Annotated in this window: 24 protein-coding genes; 5 read left to right on the top strand and 19 right to left on the bottom strand. The window is 60.9% G+C overall.

Annotated elements, in window-relative coordinates; all coding sequences use genetic code 11:
• Positions 1–26: 26 nt before the first annotated feature.
• The 3 genes from HBH25_RS04095 to nhaA all read left to right on the top strand — a co-directional run bounded on the left by HBH25_RS04095 (position 27) and on the right by nhaA (position 3793).
• Positions 27–701, top strand: a complete 675-nt coding sequence (locus HBH25_RS04095) for a hypothetical protein (RefSeq protein ID WP_168081818.1) — start codon at positions 27–29, stop codon at positions 699–701.
• An 87-nt stretch (positions 702–788) separates the two neighbouring features.
• Entirely contained in the window at positions 789–2396 is a 1608-nt protein-coding gene (locus HBH25_RS04100; RefSeq protein WP_168081820.1) for an NAD(P)/FAD-dependent oxidoreductase, read from the top strand.
• A 209-nt stretch (positions 2397–2605) separates the two neighbouring features.
• Positions 2606–3793 (top strand): Na+/H+ antiporter NhaA, encoded by a 1188-nt coding sequence (nhaA, locus tag HBH25_RS04105; RefSeq protein ID WP_168081822.1) that lies wholly within the window; start codon positions 2606–2608, stop codon positions 3791–3793.
• Between the two features lie 80 nt (positions 3794–3873).
• Here nhaA and HBH25_RS04110 read toward each other — a convergent pair whose 3' ends face one another.
• The 5 genes from HBH25_RS04110 to dinG form a co-directional block, all read right to left on the bottom strand.
• Positions 3874–4338, bottom strand: coding sequence for an outer membrane lipoprotein (locus HBH25_RS04110; RefSeq protein ID WP_168081824.1), 465 nt, complete (start codon positions 4336–4338; stop codon positions 3874–3876).
• Positions 4339–4418: 80 nt separating this feature from the next.
• Complete coding sequence (gene pdxH, locus HBH25_RS04115) at positions 4419–5066, bottom strand: pyridoxamine 5'-phosphate oxidase (RefSeq protein WP_168081826.1); 648 nt, start codon at positions 5064–5066, stop codon at positions 4419–4421.
• Positions 5067–5077: 11 nt separating this feature from the next.
• Complete coding sequence (locus tag HBH25_RS04120) at positions 5078–6097, bottom strand: OmpA family protein (RefSeq protein WP_168081828.1); 1020 nt, start codon at positions 6095–6097, stop codon at positions 5078–5080.
• Positions 6098–6207: 110 nt separating this feature from the next.
• Complete coding sequence (locus HBH25_RS04125; protein WP_168081830.1) at positions 6208–7353, bottom strand: serine hydrolase domain-containing protein; 1146 nt, start codon at positions 7351–7353, stop codon at positions 6208–6210.
• A 98-nt stretch (positions 7354–7451) separates the two neighbouring features.
• A complete protein-coding gene (dinG, locus tag HBH25_RS04130) occupies positions 7452–9596 on the bottom strand; it encodes an ATP-dependent DNA helicase DinG (RefSeq protein ID WP_168081832.1) in 2145 nt (714 codons plus the stop codon).
• A 96-nt stretch (positions 9597–9692) separates the two neighbouring features.
• Here dinG and HBH25_RS04135 point away from each other — a divergent pair, with 96 nt between their 5' ends.
• On the top strand, positions 9693–10136 hold the full coding sequence (locus tag HBH25_RS04135) for a hypothetical protein (protein ID WP_168081834.1): 444 nt from the start codon (positions 9693–9695) through the stop codon (positions 10134–10136).
• Positions 10137–10337: 201 nt separating this feature from the next.
• Here the strand turns inward: HBH25_RS04135 and HBH25_RS04140 are convergent, their stop codons facing one another.
• Positions 10338–10973, bottom strand: coding sequence for a TetR/AcrR family transcriptional regulator (locus tag HBH25_RS04140; protein ID WP_168081836.1), 636 nt, complete (start codon positions 10971–10973; stop codon positions 10338–10340).
• A 70-nt stretch (positions 10974–11043) separates the two neighbouring features.
• Here HBH25_RS04140 and HBH25_RS04145 point away from each other — a divergent pair, with 70 nt between their 5' ends.
• Entirely contained in the window at positions 11044–12195 is a 1152-nt protein-coding gene (locus tag HBH25_RS04145) for an aminotransferase class V-fold PLP-dependent enzyme (protein ID WP_168081838.1), read from the top strand.
• 206 nt (positions 12196–12401) lie between these two features.
• Here the strand turns inward: HBH25_RS04145 and HBH25_RS04150 are convergent, their stop codons facing one another.
• The 13 genes from HBH25_RS04150 to HBH25_RS04210 form a co-directional block, all read right to left on the bottom strand.
• Positions 12402–13184: a TatD family hydrolase gene (locus tag HBH25_RS04150; RefSeq protein ID WP_168082654.1), complete on the bottom strand. Its 783-nt coding sequence runs from the start codon at positions 13182–13184 to the stop codon at positions 12402–12404.
• A gap of 24 nt (positions 13185–13208) precedes the next feature.
• Positions 13209–13565 carry a PilZ domain-containing protein gene (locus tag HBH25_RS04155; RefSeq protein ID WP_168081840.1) on the bottom strand — a complete coding sequence of 119 codons (357 nt, stop codon included), beginning with the start codon at positions 13563–13565 and terminating at the stop codon, positions 13209–13211.
• A 31-nt stretch (positions 13566–13596) separates the two neighbouring features.
• Positions 13597–14580 (bottom strand): DNA polymerase III subunit delta', encoded by a 984-nt coding sequence (locus tag HBH25_RS04160; RefSeq protein ID WP_168081842.1) that lies wholly within the window; start codon positions 14578–14580, stop codon positions 13597–13599.
• A complete protein-coding gene (gene tmk / locus HBH25_RS04165; RefSeq protein WP_168081844.1) occupies positions 14573–15205 on the bottom strand; it encodes a dTMP kinase in 633 nt (210 codons plus the stop codon). The genes HBH25_RS04160 and tmk overlap by 8 nt, the downstream gene beginning before the upstream one ends.
• Positions 15206–15215: 10 nt before the next feature.
• Complete coding sequence (gene mltG / locus HBH25_RS04170; RefSeq protein ID WP_168081846.1) at positions 15216–16322, bottom strand: endolytic transglycosylase MltG; 1107 nt, start codon at positions 16320–16322, stop codon at positions 15216–15218.
• 2 nt (positions 16323–16324) lie between these two features.
• Positions 16325–17140: an aminodeoxychorismate lyase gene (pabC, locus tag HBH25_RS04175; RefSeq protein ID WP_168082656.1), complete on the bottom strand. Its 816-nt coding sequence runs from the start codon at positions 17138–17140 to the stop codon at positions 16325–16327.
• A complete protein-coding gene (gene fabF / locus HBH25_RS04180) occupies positions 17140–18384 on the bottom strand; it encodes a beta-ketoacyl-ACP synthase II (RefSeq protein WP_168081848.1) in 1245 nt (414 codons plus the stop codon). Before fabF ends, pabC begins: the two co-directional genes overlap by 1 nt.
• 109 nt (positions 18385–18493) lie before the next feature.
• Positions 18494–18730: an acyl carrier protein gene (acpP, locus tag HBH25_RS04185; RefSeq protein WP_168081850.1), complete on the bottom strand. Its 237-nt coding sequence runs from the start codon at positions 18728–18730 to the stop codon at positions 18494–18496.
• Positions 18731–18924: 194 nt separating this feature from the next.
• Positions 18925–19665 carry a 3-oxoacyl-ACP reductase FabG gene (gene fabG, locus HBH25_RS04190; RefSeq protein WP_168081852.1) on the bottom strand — a complete coding sequence of 247 codons (741 nt, stop codon included), beginning with the start codon at positions 19663–19665 and terminating at the stop codon, positions 18925–18927.
• 16 nt (positions 19666–19681) lie between these two features.
• The gene (gene fabD, locus HBH25_RS04195) at positions 19682–20620 is read right to left on the bottom strand and encodes an ACP S-malonyltransferase (RefSeq protein ID WP_168081854.1); all 939 of its coding nucleotides are present in this window, start codon (positions 20618–20620) and stop codon (positions 19682–19684) included.
• A gap of 94 nt (positions 20621–20714) precedes the next feature.
• On the bottom strand, positions 20715–21749 hold the full coding sequence (gene plsX / locus HBH25_RS04200; protein WP_168081856.1) for a phosphate acyltransferase PlsX: 1035 nt from the start codon (positions 21747–21749) through the stop codon (positions 20715–20717).
• A gap of 3 nt (positions 21750–21752) precedes the next feature.
• Complete coding sequence (rpmF, locus tag HBH25_RS04205) at positions 21753–21935, bottom strand: 50S ribosomal protein L32 (protein WP_168081858.1); 183 nt, start codon at positions 21933–21935, stop codon at positions 21753–21755.
• 13 nt (positions 21936–21948) lie between these two features.
• Positions 21949–22476, bottom strand: a complete 528-nt coding sequence (locus tag HBH25_RS04210) for a YceD family protein (protein ID WP_168081860.1) — start codon at positions 22474–22476, stop codon at positions 21949–21951.
• Positions 22477–22498 lie beyond the last annotated feature (22 nt).

A 22498-nucleotide genomic window follows, 5' to 3' on the forward strand; every position in this document is an offset into this window, starting at 1 on the left:
GGCTTCCCTTTACTAGGAGACCGACGATGCTCGCTGCCCGCTCGCTGTTGCTTGCCACCCTGCTCCCCGTGTTTGCAGGCTGCCAGATGCTGGGTTTGACCGGTGACGATACAGCGCCAACGCTCTCCGGCCAGACCCGTATGCAAGGCAGCCTGGCGACCGCCGAAGGCCACCTGCTGTTCACGCCATGTACGGCCTCCCGCACGTTTGTAGTCACCGATAATGGCAAGACCGGCCTTGCTGAAGAGGCGGCGGCCTTCGGCCAGCAGCCAGGCCCCTTGTTCGCTGACCTGCGTGGCCGCTTCGATGGTAACGCCGTTGAAGGCAGGCCAGGCCAGCTCAACCTTCAGACCCTCTACCGAGTAGAACCCGGCAACGGTGCCTGCAAGGACCCTAATTTCAAGTTGACGGCCTACGCCGCCCAGGGCAAAGGCTGGTCAGCTCAGGTCAACACCAATGGCATGAAGCTGGAGCGCGACGGCCAGCCTGCTTTGGCAGTGCCGTACGTGCAAGAGCAATTGCCTGGGGGGGCCACCAGCTTGAGCACCGAAGCCAACAACCAGCACATCGAACTGTGGCTGGCACCACAGCGTTGCATGGAAGGCGACCGGGTGAGTTTTCTGACCGCCGAATTACGCGTGGGTACTCAAGTACAGCGCGGTTGCGCCTACCCCGGCGGCGCTCCGGCCGACGGACATTGACCGCTCACCAGTGGCTGGCGCGCCCCGAGCGGGTATAATTGCCGGCTTGCACTTGCGCCGCGATCGCGGCCGGCCACTGGACACCCCATGCTACGAATTACCGAACTCAAACTTCCCCTGGACCATACTGACGAGGCGCTGCGCCACGCCATCGTTCAACGCCTGGCGATCGCAGACGCTGAGCTGTTGTCGTTCAGCATCTTCAAACGTAGCTATGACGCCCGCAAGAAGAACTCAGAGCTGCTGTTCATCTATGCGGTAGACGTTGAAGTCGCACACGAAACCGCCCTGCTGGAACGGTTTGCCAACGACCATAACCTGGTAGTGGCACCAGACATGACGTACCGCTTCGTGGGCCATGCCCCGGCGCCGATGGGCCAACGCCCCCTGGTTGTAGGCTTCGGGCCCTGCGGCATCTTCGCCGCCCTGCTATTGGCACAGATGGGCCTGCGCCCTATTGTGCTGGAGCGCGGCAAGGAAGTACGGCAGCGCACCAAGGATACCTGGGGGCTGTGGCGCAAGGCCGAACTCAACCCGGAGTCCAATGTACAGTTCGGTGAGGGCGGTGCTGGGACATTCTCGGACGGCAAGCTGTACAGCCAGATCCGCGACCCGCAGCACCATGGCCGCAAGGTCCTGGAAGAATTCGTGAAAGCCGGGGCGCCGGAAGAAATCCTCTACGTGAACAAGCCGCATATCGGCACGTTCCGCCTCACCGGCATGGTTGAAAACATGCGTCAGCAGATCATTGCGCTGGGGGGCGAAGTCCGTTTCGAATCCAAGGTCACGGACCTTTTGATCGAAAACGATCGCATACGAGGTGTGCAACTGGGCAACGGCGAGCAACTGATGGCCAACCAGGTGGTACTCGCCCTGGGCCACAGCGCCCGCGATACCTTCCGCATGCTGCATGCCCGTGGCGTGTACATGGAGGCCAAGCCGTTCTCCGTCGGTTTTCGTATCGAGCACCCCCAGTCGGTCATCGACAAGGCCCGGCTGGGCAAATACGCCGGGCACCCCAAGCTCGGTGCCGCTGACTACAAACTGGTGTACCACGCCAGCAACGGCCGGTCCGTCTACAGCTTCTGCATGTGCCCAGGTGGCACGGTAGTGGCTGCTACGTCCGAGCCAGGTCGGGTTGTGACAAACGGCATGAGCCAGTACTCACGCAATGAGCGCAACGCCAACTCTGGCCTGGTGGTCGGCATCTCCCCTGAGCAGGACTACCCAGGCGGGCCGCTGGCCGGTATCGAGCTGCAGGAACAGCTGGAAACCACCGCCTACCTGCTGGGTGGCAGCAGCTACCATGCGCCGGGGCAACTGGTGGGCGATTTCATGGCGGGCCGCGCATCAACCCACTTGGGCAGCGTTGAGCCCAGCTACAAGCCTGGGGTCGCGCTGATTGACCTGGCCGCCTCCCTGCCGGCTTTTGCCATCGAGGCTATCCGCGAAGCATTGCCTGCATTCGACCGTCAGATCAAAGGCTACAGCATGCACGACGCTGTGCTGACCGGGCTTGAAACGCGTACCTCATCACCCTTGCGCATTACCCGTAACGAGCACTTCCAGAGCCTGAACCTCAAAGGCTTGTTCCCGGCAGGCGAAGGCGCTGGGTACGCCGGAGGTATCCTTTCAGCAGGGGTGGATGGTATTCGTGTGGCCGAAGCGGTCGCCAGGGATTTGCTAGGCGTTTAAGCCCACGCCACAAAGCAGCCGGAAAGGACGCCGGCAGCGGCTTTAACGTTTCGGACACAATCGGAAACGCATTCAAGGAATCCTCTGAAAAGCCTATGGCTGCGGGGGTTTCAGCCCTCGCGCCTGGATCCCGGCTTATACTTCGGGTTTGCCAGGCAAGCCCTGCGCGTTAGGGTATGCCCCACACTTATCAGACCCAGGAGGGCGCCTTGTCTGTACGTCTGTCGCTACGCAAGTTTTTCGCAATGGAGGCCACAGGTGGCTTGTTATTGATCATTGCGGCCGCCGTGGCCCTGGTAGCCAACAACTCGCCTGCTTCGGCCTGGTACCAAGGGTTTCTCGATATCCCGGTCGGGGTACGCCTGGGCCCGCTGGAAATTGCCAAGCCTTGGCTGCTATGGATCAACGACGGGCTAATGGCCCTCTTCTTTCTGCTGATCGGCCTGGAAGTGAAACGCGAAATGCTTCAGGGCCACTTGGCAAAACTGTCTCAAGTGGTGCTACCAGGGGCGGCGGCCCTTGGCGGCATGATAGTGCCGGCCCTTATCTATTGGTCACTGAACCATCAAGACTCCGCAGCTGCGGCAGGTTGGGCCATTCCCACGGCCACAGACATCGCTTTTGCGTTGGGTGTATTGGCCTTGCTGGGCAAGCGCGTGCCCGCGTCCCTCAAGCTGTTTCTGATGACGCTCGCCATCATCGATGACCTGGGGGCCATCGTGATCATCGCCCTGTTCTACTCCGGCGCGCTTTCCACCACCGCATTGCTGTTGGCTGCCGGCTGCCTTGTTGCCCTGCTGGCGCTAAACCGGGCGGGTGTGCGTCACCTGGCGCCCTACCTGCTGATCGGCCTCGTCCTCTGGGTGTGCGTACTGAAAAGCGGCGTGCATGCCACCTTGGCAGGTGTCGCGCTCGCCTTCTTCATCCCTTTGCGTGGAGGCGACACGGCGGAGCATGAGTCGCCCTTGCTACGCCTTGAACATGCGCTGCATCCGTGGGTGTCCTACGCCATTCTGCCGCTGTTCGCCTTTGCCAACGCTGGCATCTCCTTGAAGGGCATCAGCCTTGAAAGCTTCACGCATTCAGTACCTCTAGGCATCATGGCCGGGCTAATGCTGGGCAAGACCCTCGGGGTGTTCGGCATGACCTTCATGGCTGTGAAAACCGGCTTGGCAGCCTTGCCTGCACATGCCAACTGGGGCCAGTTGCTAGGCGTGGCCGTGTTGTGCGGCATAGGGTTCACCATGAGCATCTTTGTTGGCTCACTGGCGTTCGACGCCGCTATCAGCCCTTATGCCGGCCAGGACCGTATGGGCATTCTGGCGGGGTCCTTCCTGTCGGCCGTCGGAGGTTATGTCATCATGGCCCTGGCCAGCAGGACCAAAGCTCAGGCCTGAATGCAGGGCCGTTGCTCGCAGGCGTTGCGGCTTCTAGTGCCCACGCCTGCGAAGCGGCCATTTAACGCTGGCTTGATGGCTTAATGGGTAACTCGGCTGGTGCCATCAACCGTCATGATGCGTACCCGCTCACCCACACGGAACACTTCATTCTCCTGCACTTGCTGTACATAGGCGCGGGTGCTGCCATCGTCTTCACGCACCGTGACTTCCACCCCTTGAGTGCGCGTCAGGCCTTCTTCACTGGCGGACCCCAGGAAGCCGCCTGCAACGGCACCGATCACGGCTGCCACCAGGCTGCCGCGCCCGCCGCCTACGGCGCTGCCAGCTACACCGCCCACGATAGCGCCTGCACCAGTACCGATAGGCGTTTTGGTGCCTTCGATCTTGACGGGGCGCAGTGCTTCGATGGTTCCCATACGAACCGTTTGCACCCGGCGGGCTTCGTCACGGGAATAGGTGTCACCGGTAAGGCTGGACGCGCACCCGCTCAGCAGGACGGTCAGGGCAGTAAAGCAACTGGCAAGAACAACAGAATTACGCATGGATCACACTCCGTAGGACAGACAGCCATTAAACGCCGCCATACGAAGGGTGTCATGAATTCCGGAAGTTTTGAAGGGCCTTAAGGCGCCAACCGCTGACGCTGCCAAGTGCCTTGGTGCAAGCGATAATCCAGGCGGTCATGGAGACGGCTGGAGCGACCCTGCCAGAACTCGATACGGTCCGGTACCAGGCGATACCCGCCCCAATGCTCCGGGCAGGTCAGCGGTTTGTCACCGAAGCGCTCGCGCGTCTCCTCAAGGAGGGTTTCCAGTTCGGCACGGTCACGGATAGGGCGGCTTTGGGGAGAGGCCCAGGCCCCGATACGGCTACCCAAAGGGCGAACCTGGTAATAGGCCTCAGACTCGGCCGCCGCCACCTTCAACGCCCTGCCCTCGATGCGAACCTGACGCTCCAGGGTAGGCCAGAAAAAGGTCATGGCCGCAAACGCATTGAGGGCGAGGTGCTCGCCCTTGGCGCTTTCGTAGTTGGTGAAAAAAGTGAACCCCTGGTCGTCGAGGCCTTTGAGCAACAGCACACGGCAGTGAGGCCGCCCCTCGATGTCGACCGTCGCCAGGGTCATGGCATTGGCCTCGACAGGCAGTTGCTCGGTAGCCACAGCTTCATCGAACCATTGGCGGAACAGGCTGAAGGGGTCGCTTGGCGCGTCGCTTTCCGTCAGCCCATTTCGGGTGTAGTCACGACGCATGTCCGCCAGGGATTTGCTCATCAATCCGTTGCTCAGTTCTTGGCCTGTTGATTGGCAACCGGCTTCTTGGCGGCGGCGGCTTTCTTGGCAGGTGCTTTTTTCTTGGCCGGTGCTGCAGGCTTTTTGGCAGCCACCTGCTTGCCAGCTGTTTTCTTGGCCGTTGCCGGGGCCGCTTTGGGGGCTTCTGGCAAGGCTTTAACGTCTTGCAGTGCGACCAGGGCCGCAGCCACCGGGGTAGGCTGGTCATACTTGGCCATCAACACGGCCATGCCGCTTTCCGGCGTTACCAACATTTCTACGCGACGGTTCAGCGCCCGGCCGGCCGGGCTGTCGTTGGCGGCGCGAGGCACGACCGAGCCCATGCCACGGGTGCTGAGGCGGTTACGCTGCAAACCGCTGAGGCGGAAGATGGCGGCAATGGACTGCGCACGTTCCAGGCTGACCTTGCGGTTAGCATCAGCGGCACCGGTGCTGTCAGCATGGCCGAGAATCAATACAGATGTCTTGGCGTCCCCTTCCAGTGCCTTGGCCACATTGGTGATAGGTGACAAGGACACAGGCAACAACATGGCCGGGCGATCCGGGTTGAAGGAGCCATCTACTGGCGCAGTGACCACGAACATGTCATCACCACGGGCCAGCTCGAACTTGCTGCCGCGAATGGCTTCGCGAAGCTTAGGCTCATAGGCGTCAAGCCAAGCCTTGGTGACTGCCGGATCAACCTTGGCCGCTGTGGCGACAGCGGCAGCAGGTGCCCCTTTCGGGTTGGTTGCAGCGGCCTGAGCCTTGCCATCATTGCCAAACGGCCACCACCAGTGACCTTCGCTGGCCGCCTTGGCATCAGATGCGGCTTGGGCCTGGGTGACTCGATCCTGTACGGCCTGCTCTACGCCATTGTCCTTGGCAACCTCTTTGTTCGCTGCTTCTTTGGCAGACGGCTCGCCAAACGGCCACCAGCTTGCACCCGTTTTGGCAGAGGCGTCTTGCGACGTGTGGGCACAGCCGGTGATTGCCAGGCACAGAGCGAAAGCGAAGGTCTTCTTGGCGTACATGATCGATCCGGAAAGATGATGTCAATAAATCGGGTTAAAAAACCCACTTAAATCGTTGATTGGATGGTAGAACATTCAGCGCGCCGTGGGCTACCGCCGGTCGCATGGAACTAAAGGCAGACCATGAGGGTACGCGCCAGTTTCTGGGCCCGTGGGTCCATCAACACATAGGGGCCCAGGGTATTGGTCACGAACCCGAACGCCACGCCATGGTAAGGGTCAGCAAACCCTACCGAACCCCCTGCACCAGGGTGGCCGAACGCTCCTGGGCCCAGGCCGAACGTAGCGTTGGGCACTGCAGGCTGGTCCAGCATGCACCCCAGGCCGAATCGTACAGGGGTAAGCAGCGTCAAGTCTTCTTCACAGCTGTGCTCACGGGTCAACTCGGTTAACCACTCGTCGCCTAGCAGGCTGCCGTCCAGCAGCCCTTGGTAGAACCCGGCCAGGCCACGGGCATTGCCATGCCCGTTGGCCGCAGGTTGTTCCATGCGCCGCCATTCCGGCTTATTAGTACTGGTAAGGATGGAGGGTGGATTAGTGAACGCTCGGGTACTCAAGGCCTCGGGCTCGCGCAGCGTGACCTGAAGCAGGCGCTGAGCAGCCGCATCGCCTGGGTTGCCTTTGCCACGGGCCACATGGGCCACACGGTGGAACTCGCTGTCGGCCAGGCCAATATGAATGTCCAGCCCAAGCGGGGCCGCTACCCTGTCTACAATGGCACGGCCTGGCGAGCGGCCGTCGACCCGGCGGATCACCTCGCCTAGCAACCAACCGTACGTAATGGCGGCATACCCCTGGGCGGTGCCAGGCGCCCACCAGGGGCGCTCAGCTGCCAACGCAGCGGTCATGCGTGGCCAATCGTACAGCGCGTCGGCTGGAAGCAATTCCCGCAAGGCCGGCAAGCCTGCACGGTGGCACAGTAGCTGGCGTACGGTAATGGCCGCTTTGCCGTTTTCGGCGAATTCAGGCCAATACCGTGCCACGGGGGTATCCAGGTCCAACTTGCCTTCTGCGGCCAATTGCAACGTTGCTGCAGCAGCTAAGGTTTTAGTGCAGGAAAACAGGTTTACCAAGGTATCGCTGTGCCAGGCTTCGGAGCCGTCCCGGTCACTGGTCCCGGCCCACAGGTCGATCACCGTTTCGCCATTGACCTGGATGCACAGGGCAGCGCCCCGCTCCTGGCGATCGTCGAACAGGGCCGCGAAGGCATCACGAACCGGTTCGAATTCCAGCGAATAGTGGCCTTGAATCAACACAGGAAGCTCCGCACAGGCACGTCATACAAGGCCGAGCATTGTTTCAGCGATTGACGGCTTTGGGAAGCGCAGCCCTACGGTGCAGCGGCTACGCCGTATTAGCCTATTTCCCGACGGAACGGCGGCAGCGCATCCAGAATGGCCTTGCCATAACGCTGGGTGACCACCCGCCTGTCCAGCAGCGTGATCATGCCCCTGTCCTGCTCTGTGCGCAGCAGCCGGCCACAGGCCTGAATCAACCGCAAGGAGGCGTCTGGCACCGCGATCTCCATGAAGGGGTTCCCGCCACGGGCTTCGATCCATTCTGCGAGCGCGGCTTCAACGGGGTCGTCTGGCACTGCAAAGGGAATCTTGGCAATCACCACATGCTCGCAGTACGCCCCTGGCAGGTCGACCCCTTCAGCAAAGCTGGCCAGGCCGAACAGGACACTGCTCTCACCACCGTCTACCCGGGCCTTGTGCTTGTTCAGCGTTTCCTGCTTCGACAGGTTGCCCTGGATAAACACTTGCCGACGCCAGTCGCGGTCTACGCCCTCGAACACATCCTGCATTTGCCGCCGTGATGAGAACAGCACCAGGGACCCTCTGGAGCCTTCTACCAGCCCCGGCAGGTCCCGGATGATGGCCGCCGTATGGGCGGCAGAGTCTCGCGGGTCTGCACGCAGGTCTGGCACCCTCAGCACACCGGCATCGGCATGATGAAAGGGGCTGGGCACCACCGCAGTCACGGCATCCTTAGGCAGCCCGGCACGCATGCGGAACCGATCGAAGCGGCCCAGTGCTGTGAGGGTGGCGGAGGTGACCACCGCCCCGAAAGCAACGTTCCACAGGTTGCGACGCAGCATCTCCGCGGCCAGGATAGGGCTCGCATTCACTTCCAGGTCGTACGAAGCCCCTGCCTCCACCAGGGTGAGCCAGCGCGCCATGGGCGGGCTGCCTTCCGGGTCTTCGGCGGTAAAGGCTACCCATAGCTCCCAACTGCCCTGCGCCCGTGCCAGCAAGGTGCCGAACAGCGGGTACCATTCTTCGGCCTGGTGGCTGGCAATGCCGATGTTCACCTCACCCTCCATGCCCTCTTTGAGCAGGTCCGCCAGGCGGGTGTACAGGTCGGTAAGGCGGGCAAACCCTTGCTTGAGTTCAATACCCATTTCACGGATGTGCTCGGGCACCAGCCCGCCCACAAAGCGATGGCGAGGGCGCTCGCGGCCCTGCATGTCTTCGCCAGGGCGAAAGTCTGCCAGTTGCTCGCACGCGCCATACATGAACTGCATCTGTGACTTGAGCTCGCGGGCCAGCTCCGGCACTTGTTCGATGAACTTGCCCAGGTCACCCGGCAACGGATGCTGGGCCAGGAGCTTGGTCAGGTTGCGTGCGGTTTGCTCCAGCCAGTCTGCAGTGGAGCGCAGCCGGGTGAAGTGGGCGAAGTGCCCAATGGCTTTGTCCGGGAGGTGGTGGCCTTCATCGAACACGTAGAGTGTGTCTTTTGGGTCCGGCAGTACAGCGCCGCCCCCCAGGGCCAGGTCTGCCAGCACCATGTCGTGGTTGGTGACAATCACATCCACCTTCCCCATGCCTTCGCGCGCCTTGAAAAAAGTGCATTGCTGAAAGTTCGGGCAATGGCGATTGGTGCACTGGCTATGGTCGGTGGTAAGCCGTGCCCACACTGGGTCTTCCAAGGCTTCGGGCCAACTGTCCCGGTCACCGTCCCAACGATTGCTGGCCAGCTTCTCGATCATTTTGGTAAACAGCTTGAGGCTGGCTTCGTCTACGTCTATGGCAAAGCCTTCGTCCTCGAAGAGCTGGGCTGTGGCATTCTGCGCTTCGCCTTCTTGCAGCAGAGCGTCCAGCTTGGACAGGCACAGGTAGCGGCCCCGGCCCTTGGCCAGCGCAAAACTGAAATTGAGCCCGGCGTTGCGCATGATGTCGGGCAGGTCCTTGTGGACGATCTGCTCCTGTAGCGCCACCGTTGCCGTGGCAATCACCAGCCGTTTGCCAGCCGCCTTTGCAGCCGGGATGGCGGCCAGGCTGTAGGCCACCGTTTTGCCGGTGCCTGTGCCTGCTTCTACCGCGACCACGGCCGGGTCACCGACACGCCGCCCTTCTTCATCGCAGGGTACCGCACCCAGCGCCTTGGCCACTTCGGCAATCATCAGGCGCTGGCCATAACGGGCCTTGAGCCCCTTGGCTTCGAGAAAACGGCTGTACGCGCCCTGGATAGTAGATTTGAGTTCAGTGCTGAGCATGGCGTCCGAGCGCCCCGCAGGGCTGGATGGATTATCAGTGGTTCGGGAAGGTCGCTATCATACCCCCTATTGCCTGCCACGCGGACTCAAACCGGGATGAACTCGATAACTTTCTATTTCAGCCAAGCCGTCCCCTTTGTGCTGGCTGCAATGATCACCGCTACCCTGTTGCTCTATGCCGCCTTGAACGTTAGCCGGCACGCCCGGCTGCAGCAGGCGTGCCGCCTGGGGTGGGCAGGGTTTGCGGCTATGGTGGTGTGCATGGTGGCCTGGTTCAAGGGCCAAGCCTATGGTTTGGACGCTGCACCCAAGCCGGTGCAATGGCAACTGGGCCTTGTGCTGGCCAGCGGCGCACTGCTGGCCCGGGTGACCCTGCTGCGCGTCAATGAGCTGGCTCAAATCCAGGGCCTGGGGTTGGCAAGGCTGGAGCGCTTCGTGCGTTGGCAATTGGGCATTGCGGCAGGGCTGCTAGGTGAGGCAGCCCTATTACGATGGCTGGCCAGCGCTTTTCCCTTCGCGGGCCACGCCTGCTGCCCATAGCCGAAAGCTGGAGGGGTGCACTAGGCTGTGTACGAAATGTTCTGACGCGAAGGTTAGGCAAGGCGAAAACAGCTGAGGAAGCGGACTGGGCCCGCATTCGGGTTTACTGGTTGTAAATGAGCATTCCGAGCCTAGGCGGCCCCAGCTGTTTTCAACGCAGCATCACCGAGTGTCAGGACTTTTCGTACATAGCCTAAGGCCTCAGGCGTGCCCATCCCCATCACGCTTGCGCCTGTTGCCCATGCGCACACCAATGTCCATGAGAAACTGGAAAAACCCTTCCTGGTCTTCAAGGACATTGCTCCAGAAGGGTGAGTGGTACAGCGCTACCGCACCGTGCACCAGCGCCCAGGCCGCACAGTAATGGAAGTACGGGGGTACGTCCTCCAGCTTGCCTTCATCGATCCGCCCCTTGATGAGTTGGGTGAGGCGATCGAAATTGGACGCCCGGATGCTGTGAAGTTCGGCGACCAGCTCAGGGACCTGCGCACCTTTTACAACCTTTTCTTCCAGCCGATCGAATAGCCGGTAGCGCTGGGGATCACGCATGCGAAACTCGAAATAGGCACGTGACAACGCTTCCTTGTCACGGTCTACATCGGCCGAATGCAGCAGGCTATTGAGGTCCCGCTCATAATCCAGCATCAACCTAAGGTAGATTTCAGCCTTGGATTTGAAGTGTTTGTAGATGGTGCCTTTGCCGATGCCCACCGTATCGGCGATCATTTCCACGGTAACGCTGTCCTCGCCCTGTTCCAGGAACAGCTTGAGCGCGGTATCGAGGATTTCCTGTTCCCTGCGGCGGAATTCGCGGACCTTTCGAGGTTCTTTTTGCATACACAAACCGGGGCTGAATCGAAGCCGGTATTATGCCTAACTGGCGTCAAATTGCACGGATCATCCCACTATGCCCATGTTTTCAAGCGAGTTTCCCCAGGCGCCTGGCCTGCTGTATCTCAATCACGCAGCCGTATCCCCGTGGCCCCAGCGCAGCGCCCTTGCCGTGGCGCGCTTTGCCCAAGAGAACGTGCAGCTCGGTGCACGGGACTACCCAACCTGGATGACCGTAGAACACCGGCTACGCGAACGCTTTCAGCGCTTGCTCAATGCTCCCTCTACCGATGACATCGCCTTGGTGAAAAATACTTCCGAGGCGCTTTCAATGGTAGCGTTCGGGCTGGATTGGGCGCCGGGTGACCAAGTGGTGATCAGCCAGGAGGAGTTCCCCTCCAACCGCATCGTGTGGGAGGCTCTGGCACCTAAAGGCGTGGAAGTCATCCAGGTTGCCCTTGACGGCGAAGACCCTGAAGCCGCCTTACTGCAGGCGTGCGGCCCTAGAACCCGTTTGTTGTCCATCAGCGCCGTACAATATGCCAGCGGCCTGAAGATGGACCTGCCCCGGCTTGGCCAGGGTTGCAAAGCGCGGGGCGTACTGTTTTGCATCGATGCCATTCAGCAACTGGGGGCCGCACCGTTCGATGTTCAGGCCTACGCGTGCGATTTCGCCATGGCTGACGGTCACAAATGGATGATGGGCCCCGAAGGGCTGGGCGTGTTCTATTGCCGGGCAGCCTTACGCCCTCACCTGACGCTTCAGCAGTATGGCTGGCGTATGGTCGAGGCAGTGGGCGATTACACTCAGCCTACCTGGGCACCCTCCCACAGTGCCCGGCGCTTTGAATGCGGCAGCCCTAATATGCTTGGGATCATGGCGCTTGACGCCAGCCTTGAGCTGCTGGAAGAGGTAGGCCTGGTAGAGGTCGAGCAACTCATCACAGCCCGCATGGACCAGCTCACTGCAGGCATTGCCCAATTACCAGGTGCCCGTATCCACTCCTCCCCTCAACCGGAAAGGCGCAGTGGTATTTTCTCGTTCAGCATCGACGGCCAGGATTCACTCGCGCTGCACAAACAACTGATGGCCGAAAACGTGGTGTGCATTCCCCGAGGCAAGGGTGTTCGCTTTTCACCGCACTTCTACACCAGCGAGCAGGTGATCGCTGACGCAGTGGCCAAAGTGGCCAGGCTAAGTCAAGCGATCGGAAACCGGCAGTTGTGAGCCCACGCCTGCTGATTCCAAAACCGTTTAAGGAACGAACGTAATGCGCTGGACGAATCGGCGGCCTGACCAATACTCAAAGGGTCACCCTGCCCTATCCCCCCCCACAGGGCAGCGCGATAAAGGTGTCGACGGACCGCACACCTTTGTTTTACTCCTAATGGTCTTAACCCGGGCGCTACGAAGGGCCTGGGTTTTTTTTACATTCAGGCCACCCTGGCCAAGGGGAACAGGCGTCGGAAGTTGGCCGTGGTCTGGGCCGCAAAGGCGTCATACGCCTCACCGCGCAGGTCGGCCAGAAAAGCGGCTACTTCGTAGACATACTGGGGCAGGTTGGGCTTGCCCCGGTAAGGAATAGGCGCCAGGTAAGGGGCGTCTGTTTCCACCAGCAGGCGGTCTGCCGGTACCTTGCGAGCTACTTCCCGCAAGGCTTCGGCATTGCGGAAGGTGACGATACCAGAAAGGGAAATGTAGAAGCCAAGGTCCAGTGCGGCCCTGGCCATGGCCCAGTCTTCCGTGAAGCAGTGGAGCACGCCACCTTGTGGAAGCGCCGCCGCCCGCAGCAAGTCCAAGGTATCGGCCTGGGCAGCCCGGGTATGGACAATCACGGGTTTACCTGTTGTTGCCGCAGCCTTGAGGTGGAGCGCAAAGGACGCCTTCTGTACTTCGGCAGTTTCCGGTTCGTAGTGGTAGTCCAACCCGGTCTCGCCAATGGCCACGACCCGAGGATGGTCCAGCTCACTCAGCAGCCAATCCAGGCTAGGTACACCCTGGGGGGCGACGTCCAGAGGATGGATACCGACGGAACAGTCCACATCGGAATAGCGGGCCGCCAGGTCCCGCACCGCCTGAGCATTGTCGGCACTGACGCCGATGCACAGAAAGTGGCCGACACCGCGGGCACGGGCGGCCTCAAGCGCAGCGTCCAGTGACCCGCCGTGAGCGGACAGGTCGAGGCGGTCAAGGTGGCAGTGTGAATCGACCAGCAAGGGGGTTGAAGAAGTCATCAGGCTCTACATGGTGTGGGTCGGCCGGTCCGATTTCAGCGCACCGGCAAGGTACGTCTCGATTTTGTTGCGGGCGGTATCGTCGCCATCGTTGAACTGCACGCCTACGCCGGCGGCACGGTTGCCTTGGGCGCCACGCGGGGTAATCCATGCCACTTTGCCAGCGACCGGTATCTTTTCCGGCTCATCCATAAGGTTGAGCAGCATGAACAGCTCGTCGCCCAGCCGATAGCTTTTGGCGGTAGGGATGAACAACCCACCATTCTTGATGAAAGGCATGTAGGCAGCATACAGCACCGCCTTGTCCTTGATGGTCAGCGACAGGATACCGCTGCGTGGAGCGGACGCGATCGGCTGGTTCATTGATCTTCCTTGTAGCGGGATTGAAACGTGCTCAAGACGGGCCTGGCAATGTCATCCACAACCCAAGCAAGCTTTCGAGTAGCAACACACGGTTGAGGTTCGCTTTGGCCAGCACTTTCTGACGATGCTGCAGTGTCCAGTCCTGAAGGGCTATCACCTTGGCCATGGTCGACTTCTGGGCAAGATATTGCAGCACCTTGCGCATATCGCTCAAGCCTAAACCGCTTTCATCCAGCGTCAACTGGTAGCGAAGTACACGCTGCGACCAGTCGGTGAACCAGTCGAACAGCCAGAGCAGGGGCACCTGCTTCCACCCTTCAGCCAGCTCCGTAGGGCTTTGTTGCTGTTTGAGCAGCCGCTTGACGCCCTCTACCACCAGCGCCCGCTGCGCCAGCGCGCCTTGGTCGTGCAGCCGACGTGCCGCCAGGGGTGAATCATTGGCCAGCGCCAGCAGGGCTTCGCGTGCCGCAGTGTCCACGTCCGGTAACGTGTGGGCCAACCACTCCCCAGCCTGCGCAGAAGTAGGCAATGGGCAGGGTTGCTGTACACAACGGCTGCGAATGGTGGGCAGCAGGCGGCTGGGCTGATGGCTTACCAAGAGCATGACGGTGTTACCGGACGGCTCTTCAAGGCTCTTGAGCAGGGCATTGGCAGCATTGAGGTTCATGGCTTCGGCCGGCTCGATAAGGATCACCTTGCGCCCACCCAATTGCGCGGTCTGGCTTACAAAGCTCACCAGGCTGCGCACCTGATCGACCAGGATGGCTTTATCGGCTTCTTCGGGTTGTAACACGAAGTGGTCCGGGTGGCTCCCTGCCAGCAGCAGGTGGCAGCTTTTGCACGCCCCGCAGGGTTCATGCCCAGGCATTTTGCACAGCAGCAGCGTCATGAGGCGGTCTGCCAAGGCCCGCTTGCCAATACCTTGCGGGCCTTGCAGCAGGTAAGCGTGAGCATGCTCAGTACGGCTGCTCAATTGCTGCCAGGCTGCAGCCTGCCAAGGGTAAAGCTCAGCCACGGGCGCGTTCCAGCCAGCGCGGCAACTCCGCTTGCAGGTGAGCCTGAACCTTGGCCAGCGGCAGGCTAGCGTCGATGATTTCGTAGCGCTGCGGGTCAGTTGCAGCACGTGCCAGGTAAGCCTGGCGAACAGCGTCGAAGAAACTGCGTGCTTCTTGCTCGAAGCGGTCCAGCCGGCCTCGGGCTGCTGCGCGGGCAAGCCCCACGTCCACTGGCAAGTCGAAGACCAGGGTCAGGTCTGGGCGCAGGCTGCCCTGCACGAAAGCTTCCAGCTCGGCAATACGGCTGACGGAGATGCCACGGCCACCGCCCTGGTAGGCATAGGTAGCATCGGTGAACCGATCACAGACCACCACAGCGCCGCGCGCCAAGGCTGGGCGGATCACCTGGTCAATGTGCTGTGCCCGTGCGGCAAACATCAGCAGCAGTTCGGTGTCCACGGCCATGGGCTCGTCGCTGGGGGCTAGCAGCAGCTCACGAATACGCTCGGCCAACGGGGTGCCACCCGGCTCGCGCGTCAGTTGTACGTCCATGCCAGCGTCACGCAAGCGAGCGGCCAGGTAGTCGCGGTTGGTGCTTTTGCCGGCACCCTCAGGCCCCTCAAGGGTAATGAACAGACCGCTCACACAGGTTTCCTCATGGTTTTTTCGTTTCCTCGGCAGGCACAGCAGGCGCTTGGTCTGCACCCGAAGCACCATCCAGGCCTTGGGTGGCTGCCGGGCTGGAGCGGTAATCCGCACGACGCTTGAGCTGGTACTGGCGCACGGCTTGGTTGTGCGCGTCGATGTCGTTGGAGAACACATGGCTACCGTCACCTTTGGCGACGAAATACAGGCTATTGCCATCAGCCGGGTTAAGGGCCGCACGAATAGCCTCGCGCCCTACCAGGGAAATAGGCGTAGGCGGCAGGCCAGGGTTCAGGTAAGTGTTGTAAGGGCTGGGCTCACGCAGGTCGGCGCGGGTAATTCGGCCGGTATAGCGCTCCCCCATGCCGTAAATCACCGTAGGGTCGGTTTGTAAAAGCATGCCAGCGGCTAAGCGGCGCACAAACACCCCGGCAATTTCGCTGCGCTCCTCAGGCACCCCGGTTTCCTTCTCGATCAGTGAAGCCATGATCAAGGCCTGGTAAGGGTCGCTATACGGCAAGCCAGCGGCACGCGCCTTCCACTCCTCAGCCAGTACTGCATCCAGGCGGGCAAAAGCCTGTTCCAGCAGTTGCTCGTCCGTCATGCCCTTGACGTATTTGTAAGTGTCCGGGAAGAAGCGGCCTTCCGGGAACACGCCGGGGTGGCCGAGCTTGGCCATTACCGCCTCATCCGAGAGGCCGGCCAGCGTCTGCTTGAGCTTTTCCTGGCGAGCCAGCAAGGCACGTACCTGACGGAAATTCCAGCCTTCCACCAGGGTAAGGCTGTACTGCACTACCTCACCGCGCTGCCATAGGCCCAGCATATCGCGTACCGTGGTGGCAGGCCCTACGCGGTACTCACCGGTATGCAGAGCCTGCCCGGCCAAGTTGAAGCGCCAGTACAAACGAGCCCAGAACGCGCCGTGCAGAGCGCCCTGCTCTTCCAAACGGTTCAGCATGCCACCCGGTGAGGCACCGGCCGGTACATCAACGAGCTGCTCGGCAGGCAACGAAAGTGGTTGATCGAGTACGCTCTGTACGCGCCACGCAGCGATGCCCATCAGGACAACGCCGAGCAAGACAAGGGTTTCAAGCAGCAACAGAAATTTGCGCAGCACTGTCAGGTATCCAAGAGTTCGCGAGCCATTTGCTGAAGTCTACGGGTGCAGGGGCCTACGGGCCAAGCCAGGTCGGCATAGCGACGAACCGGCCAGATGCCGTAGACACTGTTACAGGTGAAGACCTCGCTGGCGCGGCCAAGGGTGCGCAGGTCGATGTCCACCACCTCCACCGGTTTGCCTTCGGCTGCCAGGCGAGCCAGCAATTCGGCGCGCAGCGTACCTGCCACACCGCAGCGCCGCAGATCCGGGGTAAGCACTTGGCCGTCACAGACCATGAACAGGTTACTGAACACGCCTTCGATTACCCAGCCTGCTGTATCCAGCATCAGGCCCTCGGCGTATTCACTGCCCTGCCATTCGGCCCGGGCCATGACCTGCTCAAGGCGGTTCAGGTGCTTGAGGCCTGCCAACAATGGCTGCTCTGCCAAGCGCACGCTGCACGCAAACAACGCAACACCCTCGGTTTGGTGCGCCTCGGGATACGTCGGTAGCGGCGACCCCTGTATGAGGCGACGCGGTGGTGCCGCAGGGTCACCTGCATAACCACGGGCGCTGTCGCCACGGGTGACCGTCAGTTTGAGCACGCCCTCGCCCATGGCTTTGGCATAGGCTTCGATCTCGTACCGGGCTGCCACCGAATCCAGCGGTATGCCCAACCGCTGGCACCCCAGCACCAGGCGTTGGAGGTGGCGATTTCGCAGGCGTAGTTGCCCGCCTGTCACGCGAATGGTTTCGAATACCCCATCACCGTACGCAAGCCCTCGGTTGCCCAGGCCGATGGTGGACGCAGGTGCGCCGTCGACCCAGGGCTCCATCATTCGCTGAACCGGCGGAACACCAGCGAACCGTTGGTTCCGCCAAAGCCAAACGAGTTCGACAGCACCACGTCGATGGGCATGCTGCGGGCTTCGTGGGGCACGAAATCCAGGTCGCAGTCGTTGTCCGGCTCATCCAGGTTGATGGTAGGCGGGGCGATCTGGTCGCGTATGGACAGCACGCTGAAAATGGCTTCTACCGCACCTGCCGCGCCCAGCAGGTGCCCTACCATGGATTTGGTGGAGCTGACCGCCAGATGATAGGCATGGTCTCCGAACACCGCCTTGATAGCCCGAACTTCGGCCAGGTCACCGGCTGAAGTGGACGTACCATGGGCATTGATGTACTGGACGGCTTCTGGTGCCAGCCCGGCATCTTTCAAGGCGTTGGCCATGCAGCGGGCTGCACCCGCGCCGTCTTCTGGCGGGGAGGTCATGTGGAAGGCATCGCCGCTGGTGCCAAAGCCGATCAGCTCGGCATAGATCCGGGCACCACGGGCACGAGCATGTTCCAGCTCTTCGAGCACCAGTGCACCCGCGCCATCCGAAAGCACGAAGCCATCCCGGCCTTTGTCCCAAGGGCGGCTGGCCCGGGTCGGCTCATCGTTGCGGGTCGACAAGGCACGTGCAGCACCAAAGCCGCCCATACCCAGGCCGCAGGCAGCCATCTCCGCACCACCAGCAATCATCACGTCGGCTTCGCCGTAGGCGATGTTGCGCGCTGCCATGCCGATGCAGTGGGTACCGGTGGTGCAGGCGGTGGAGATGGCGTAGTTAGGCCCCTGTACACCCAGGTGGATCGACAGGAAGCCAGAAATCATGTTGATGATGGAGCCAGGCACAAAGAACGGCGAAATGCGCCGGGGGCCTTGGTCGTGCAAGGTACGGCTGGTGTCCTCGATGTTGGTCAGGCCACCGATGCCCGAACCCATGGCCACACCGATACGCTCGCGGTTGCCATCGGTGATATCCAACCCGGCATCACGCACGGCCTGAAAGCCGGCCGCCAGGCCATACTGGATGAACAGATCGAGCTTGCGCGCCTCTTTGGGCGACAGGTACTGCGCCACATCGAACTGCTTGACCGAACCGCCGAAACGGGTGGAAAACGCTGACAGGTCCGTATGCTCGATCGGACCGATGCCGCTTTGGCCGGCCAGAATGCCTTGCCAGGTGCTTGGCACGTCGACGCCCAATGGCGATAGCATGCCCATTCCAGTGACCACGACGCGTCTACGCGACACAGGGTTCTCCTTAATACTTTGTTTCAACTTCCTGCCCCTCTAAAGAAAAAACCGCACGCCGACAAAGGCAGTGCGGTTTTCTCCTGACAGAAAGCGTCGATTACGGCAATCAGGCCTGGTGGGCGGTGACGTAGTCGATGGCTAACTGAACGGTGGTGATCTTCTCAGCTTCTTCGTCTGGAATTTCGGTTTCGAATTCTTCTTCCAGCGCCATTACCAGCTCGACGGTGTCAAGCGAGTCGGCACCGAGGTCTTCAACGAAGCTGGCTGAGTTGGTAACTTCTTCTTCCTTCACGCCCAGCTGCTCGGCAACGATTTTCTTGACGCGTTCTTCGATGGTGCTCATACCTAGTTTTCACTCCTAGTGGATAGTCAGGCGACTGGCCGGTGTATAAGTTTATAGGAAGGCCCTCGCATTTCAAGCTGAATGCGAACCTCGCCAAACGCCGGCTAGCGACCTCTATAATCGAGATGCAGCTTTATAACGGATTTTCGGGTGTTACGTATGACATTTTTTCTACAGCACTCGGTTGCGCTGTGTCACATGTACATGCCGCCGTTGACCGGAACCGTAGCCCCGGTTACGTAAGCAGCGCCATCGGATGCAAGGAAGCCTACAACCTTGGCGATTTCCTCCGCCTGACCCAGACGGCCCAGCGGAATCTGTGTCAACAACCCTTCACGCTGCGCTTCAGGCAACTCACGGGTCATGTCGGTATCAATGAAGCCGGGAGTTACCGAGTTCACGGTAATGCCCCGAGAACCTACTTCGCGTGCCAATGCGCGGCTGAAGCCTTCAAGGCCTGCCTTGGCGGCTGCATAGTTTACTTGGCCAGCGTTGCCCATGGCACCCACAACCGAACCAATACTGATGATACGGCCCCAGCGAGCCTTGGTCATGCCACGCAGCACGGCCTTGGACAGGCGGAACAGACTGTTCAGGTTGGTATCGACCACGTCGAACCATTCGTCGTCTTTCATGCGAAGCATCAGGTTGTCGCGTGTGATACCGGCATTGTTGACCAAGATGGCTGGTGCGCCGAAACGCTCCGAGATCGTTGCCAGGGCGGTTGTCACGGACGCGTCATCACACACGTTCAACTCAAGGCCAAGGCCTTCGATACCGTGTTTCTTGAGGGTAGCCGTGATGCGTTCTGCGCCTGAGGCGCTGGTGGCTGTCCCAATGACGATAGCGCCCTGGCGACCAAGCTCCAGGGCAATTGCCTGGCCAATGCCACGACTCGCACCGGTTACCAGTGCCACTTTACCTTGCAGGCTCATGCCAGCATCTCCTGTTTCAGGCCAAGGCCGCACGCGTGGCGGCCAAGGCATCGGGGGTATCCAGATTGTAGGTTGTCAGGCCATCGGCGCAGCGCTTGTTCAGCCCCGACAGCACCTTGCCAGGGCCGCACTCCACTAGCTGAGTGGCGCCGTGTTGGGCCAGCAGCGCGACCGTTTCAACCCAGCGAACCGGCATGTACAGCTGCGCCAGCAGGTTCTGCTTAAGGTCCTCAAGGCTTGCGGGCACCGTGGCCGTTACGTTTTGAACGATCGAAATGGCTGGGGTTTTCCAGGCAATGCCTGCGATATCTTCGGCAAAACGCTCGGCAGCGGGCTTCATTAGAGCGCAGTGTGAAGGCACGCTCACGGGCAGCGGCAAGGCACGCTTGGCCCCACGCGCCTTGCAAGCATCGATGGCGCGCGCAACAGCCGCCGCACCACCGGCGATAACCACCTGGCCTGGCGAGTTGAAGTTCACAGCACTCACCACCTCACCGGCAGCAGCTTCTGCGCAGGCTGCAATCACGTCTTCGTCTGAAAGGCCCAGTATGGCAGCCATGCCGCCCTGCCCTGCCGGCACAGCGTCTTGCATCAACTGGCCACGCCGCGCTACCAGGCGCACAGCCTCTGCCAAGCCAACACTGCCCGCCGCAACCAGCGCACTGTACTCACCCAAGCTATGCCCGGCCACGTAGGCCGGTACAGCACCGCCTTCGGCCTGCCACACACGCCACAGGGCGATAGACGCGGTAAGAATCGCCGGCTGGGTTTTGTCGGTCTGGTTCAACTGCTCAGCCGGCCCCTGCTGGGTCAGCGCCCAGAGGTCGTAGCCCAAGGCGTCGGACGCTTCCTTGAAGGTTTCGCCTACCAACGGGTGCTGACCAGCCTGGCCGGCAAGCATACCGACGGCTTGGGAGCCTTGCCCTGGAAAGACGAATGCGAGGGATGCAGTCATGGAGCGCGCCCTTATCAATGCTGTGAGTAAACGTGTTGACGGTCAGGGACCGAACACAAAAATCCAGTGTTGGATGATAACCGGAACCGGCCGGTCACATTCTACCGCCGTGTGACGAGCGCTGCGACAACAGGGCGGCCAAGCCTTCCCCGAGCCGACAGGGCAGATTTTCGTCTATCTGGTCGCGTGCCCGCTCTATGGCAGCCTGCAGCCCTTGCACCCCGGCAGCACCATGGCTTTTTATCACAATGCCCTGCAGGCCAAGGAAACTGGCGCCGTTATGGCGTGCCGGCATGAGGTCTTCGCGCAACCGCCTTAGCACCGGCAATGCAACTGCCCCTGCAATTCGCGCCATCACCCCTTTGGTGAACTGCGCTTCTATGCGCTCGCCAATCATGCTGGCGAGCCCTTCACTGGCCTTGAGCAGCACATTGCCTGCAAAACCATCGCAGACCACCACATCAGCTTCACCCCGGTAGACACCATCACCTTCCACGAACCCGACATAGTGGATACCGGCGCCTTGCAGCAACAGGGCGGCAGCCCTTACCTGCTGGTTCCCTTTGATGTCTTCGGTGCCAACGTTGAGTAGCGCTACTCGCGGTGTTGCAATGCCCTGAACCTGGGCAGCAACAGTGCCCATGAGCGCGAACTGATACAGATGCTCGGCATCGCAATCCACGTTCGCGCCCAGGTCCAGCAATTGGCAATATCCCTTACGCGTGGGCAGGGCGGCGACCATTGCCGGGCGATCTACGCCTGGGAGGGTTTTAAGCACATGCCGGGACAGCGCCATCAGTGCGCCGGTGTTACCTGCACTGACCACAGCCTGCACCTGATTATCGCGCAGGGCCTGCAACGCCACCCGCATGGAAGCATCCGGCTTGCTACGCAGGGCATGGGATGGCTTGTCATTCATGCCAATCACTTCAGTAGCAGGCAGAATTCGCAGGCGAGATCGATCGACGCCCGGATAGGCGCGCAGAATGTCTTCAAGCAGGGCGGGTTGGCCAACAAGGGCCAGGGACAGCGAGGGGTTTGAAACGAGGCAGGCAGCACAGGCCTGGACAATGCTGCGGGGACCGAAGTCCCCGCCCATTGCGTCGATCGCGATGGTTCGAGCGGACAAGGATTACTCGTCAGCGCCCTTGTCGATCACTTTACGGCCACGGTATACGCCTTCTGGCGATACGTGGTGACGCAGGTGAACTTCACCGGTGGTTTTTTCGACGGACAGTGCGTTCGGCTCGAGCGCGTCGTGCGAACGGCGCATGTCACGGGCAGAGCGGGATTTTTTGTTCTGCTGAACAGCCATAATTGATTAACTCCTAAACGTTTGGGTCACGCTTTAACTGCGCCAAAACACTGAACGGGTTGGACCGCGTTACCTCGTCCTCGGTCGGCTCGGGCTCTTCGAGACCCGCCGGCTGCTGGCATTCTTCCGGATGATGAGCAGGGATGATCGGAAGGGCGAGCAACAGCTCTTCTTCGATCACGGCCCGCAGATCCAAGGGATCTTCGCCCAGTTCCAGCACGTCATAACCTTTCGGTAACGATTGGGTATTCGCACCCTCCCTGACCACGGCGTACGTACATTCGCTGTGAATAGGAAGGGTGACCAGCTCAAGACAGCGCTGGCAAACCATCTTGACGTCGACGCTCAGATCACTGTGCATGAGCGCAGTGTGATCTTCGGCTCGTTCGAAGATGAGTTTAGCCTGGACCGTACCGACATTGTCGGAAAGCAGGTCGCAAAGTCTCTCCAGATCGGCTAGAGGCAGGCTACCTTGAAGGGTAACGCCACGATCGGCCAATTTGCGCGGGTCAACGTGAGGTGGAATCGGGTCATTCAACATAGGCGCGACATTCTAGGGATGC

The organism is Pseudomonas quercus, assembly GCF_012033695.1.
Classification (GTDB): Bacteria; Pseudomonadota; Gammaproteobacteria; order Pseudomonadales; family Pseudomonadaceae; genus Aquipseudomonas; species Aquipseudomonas quercus.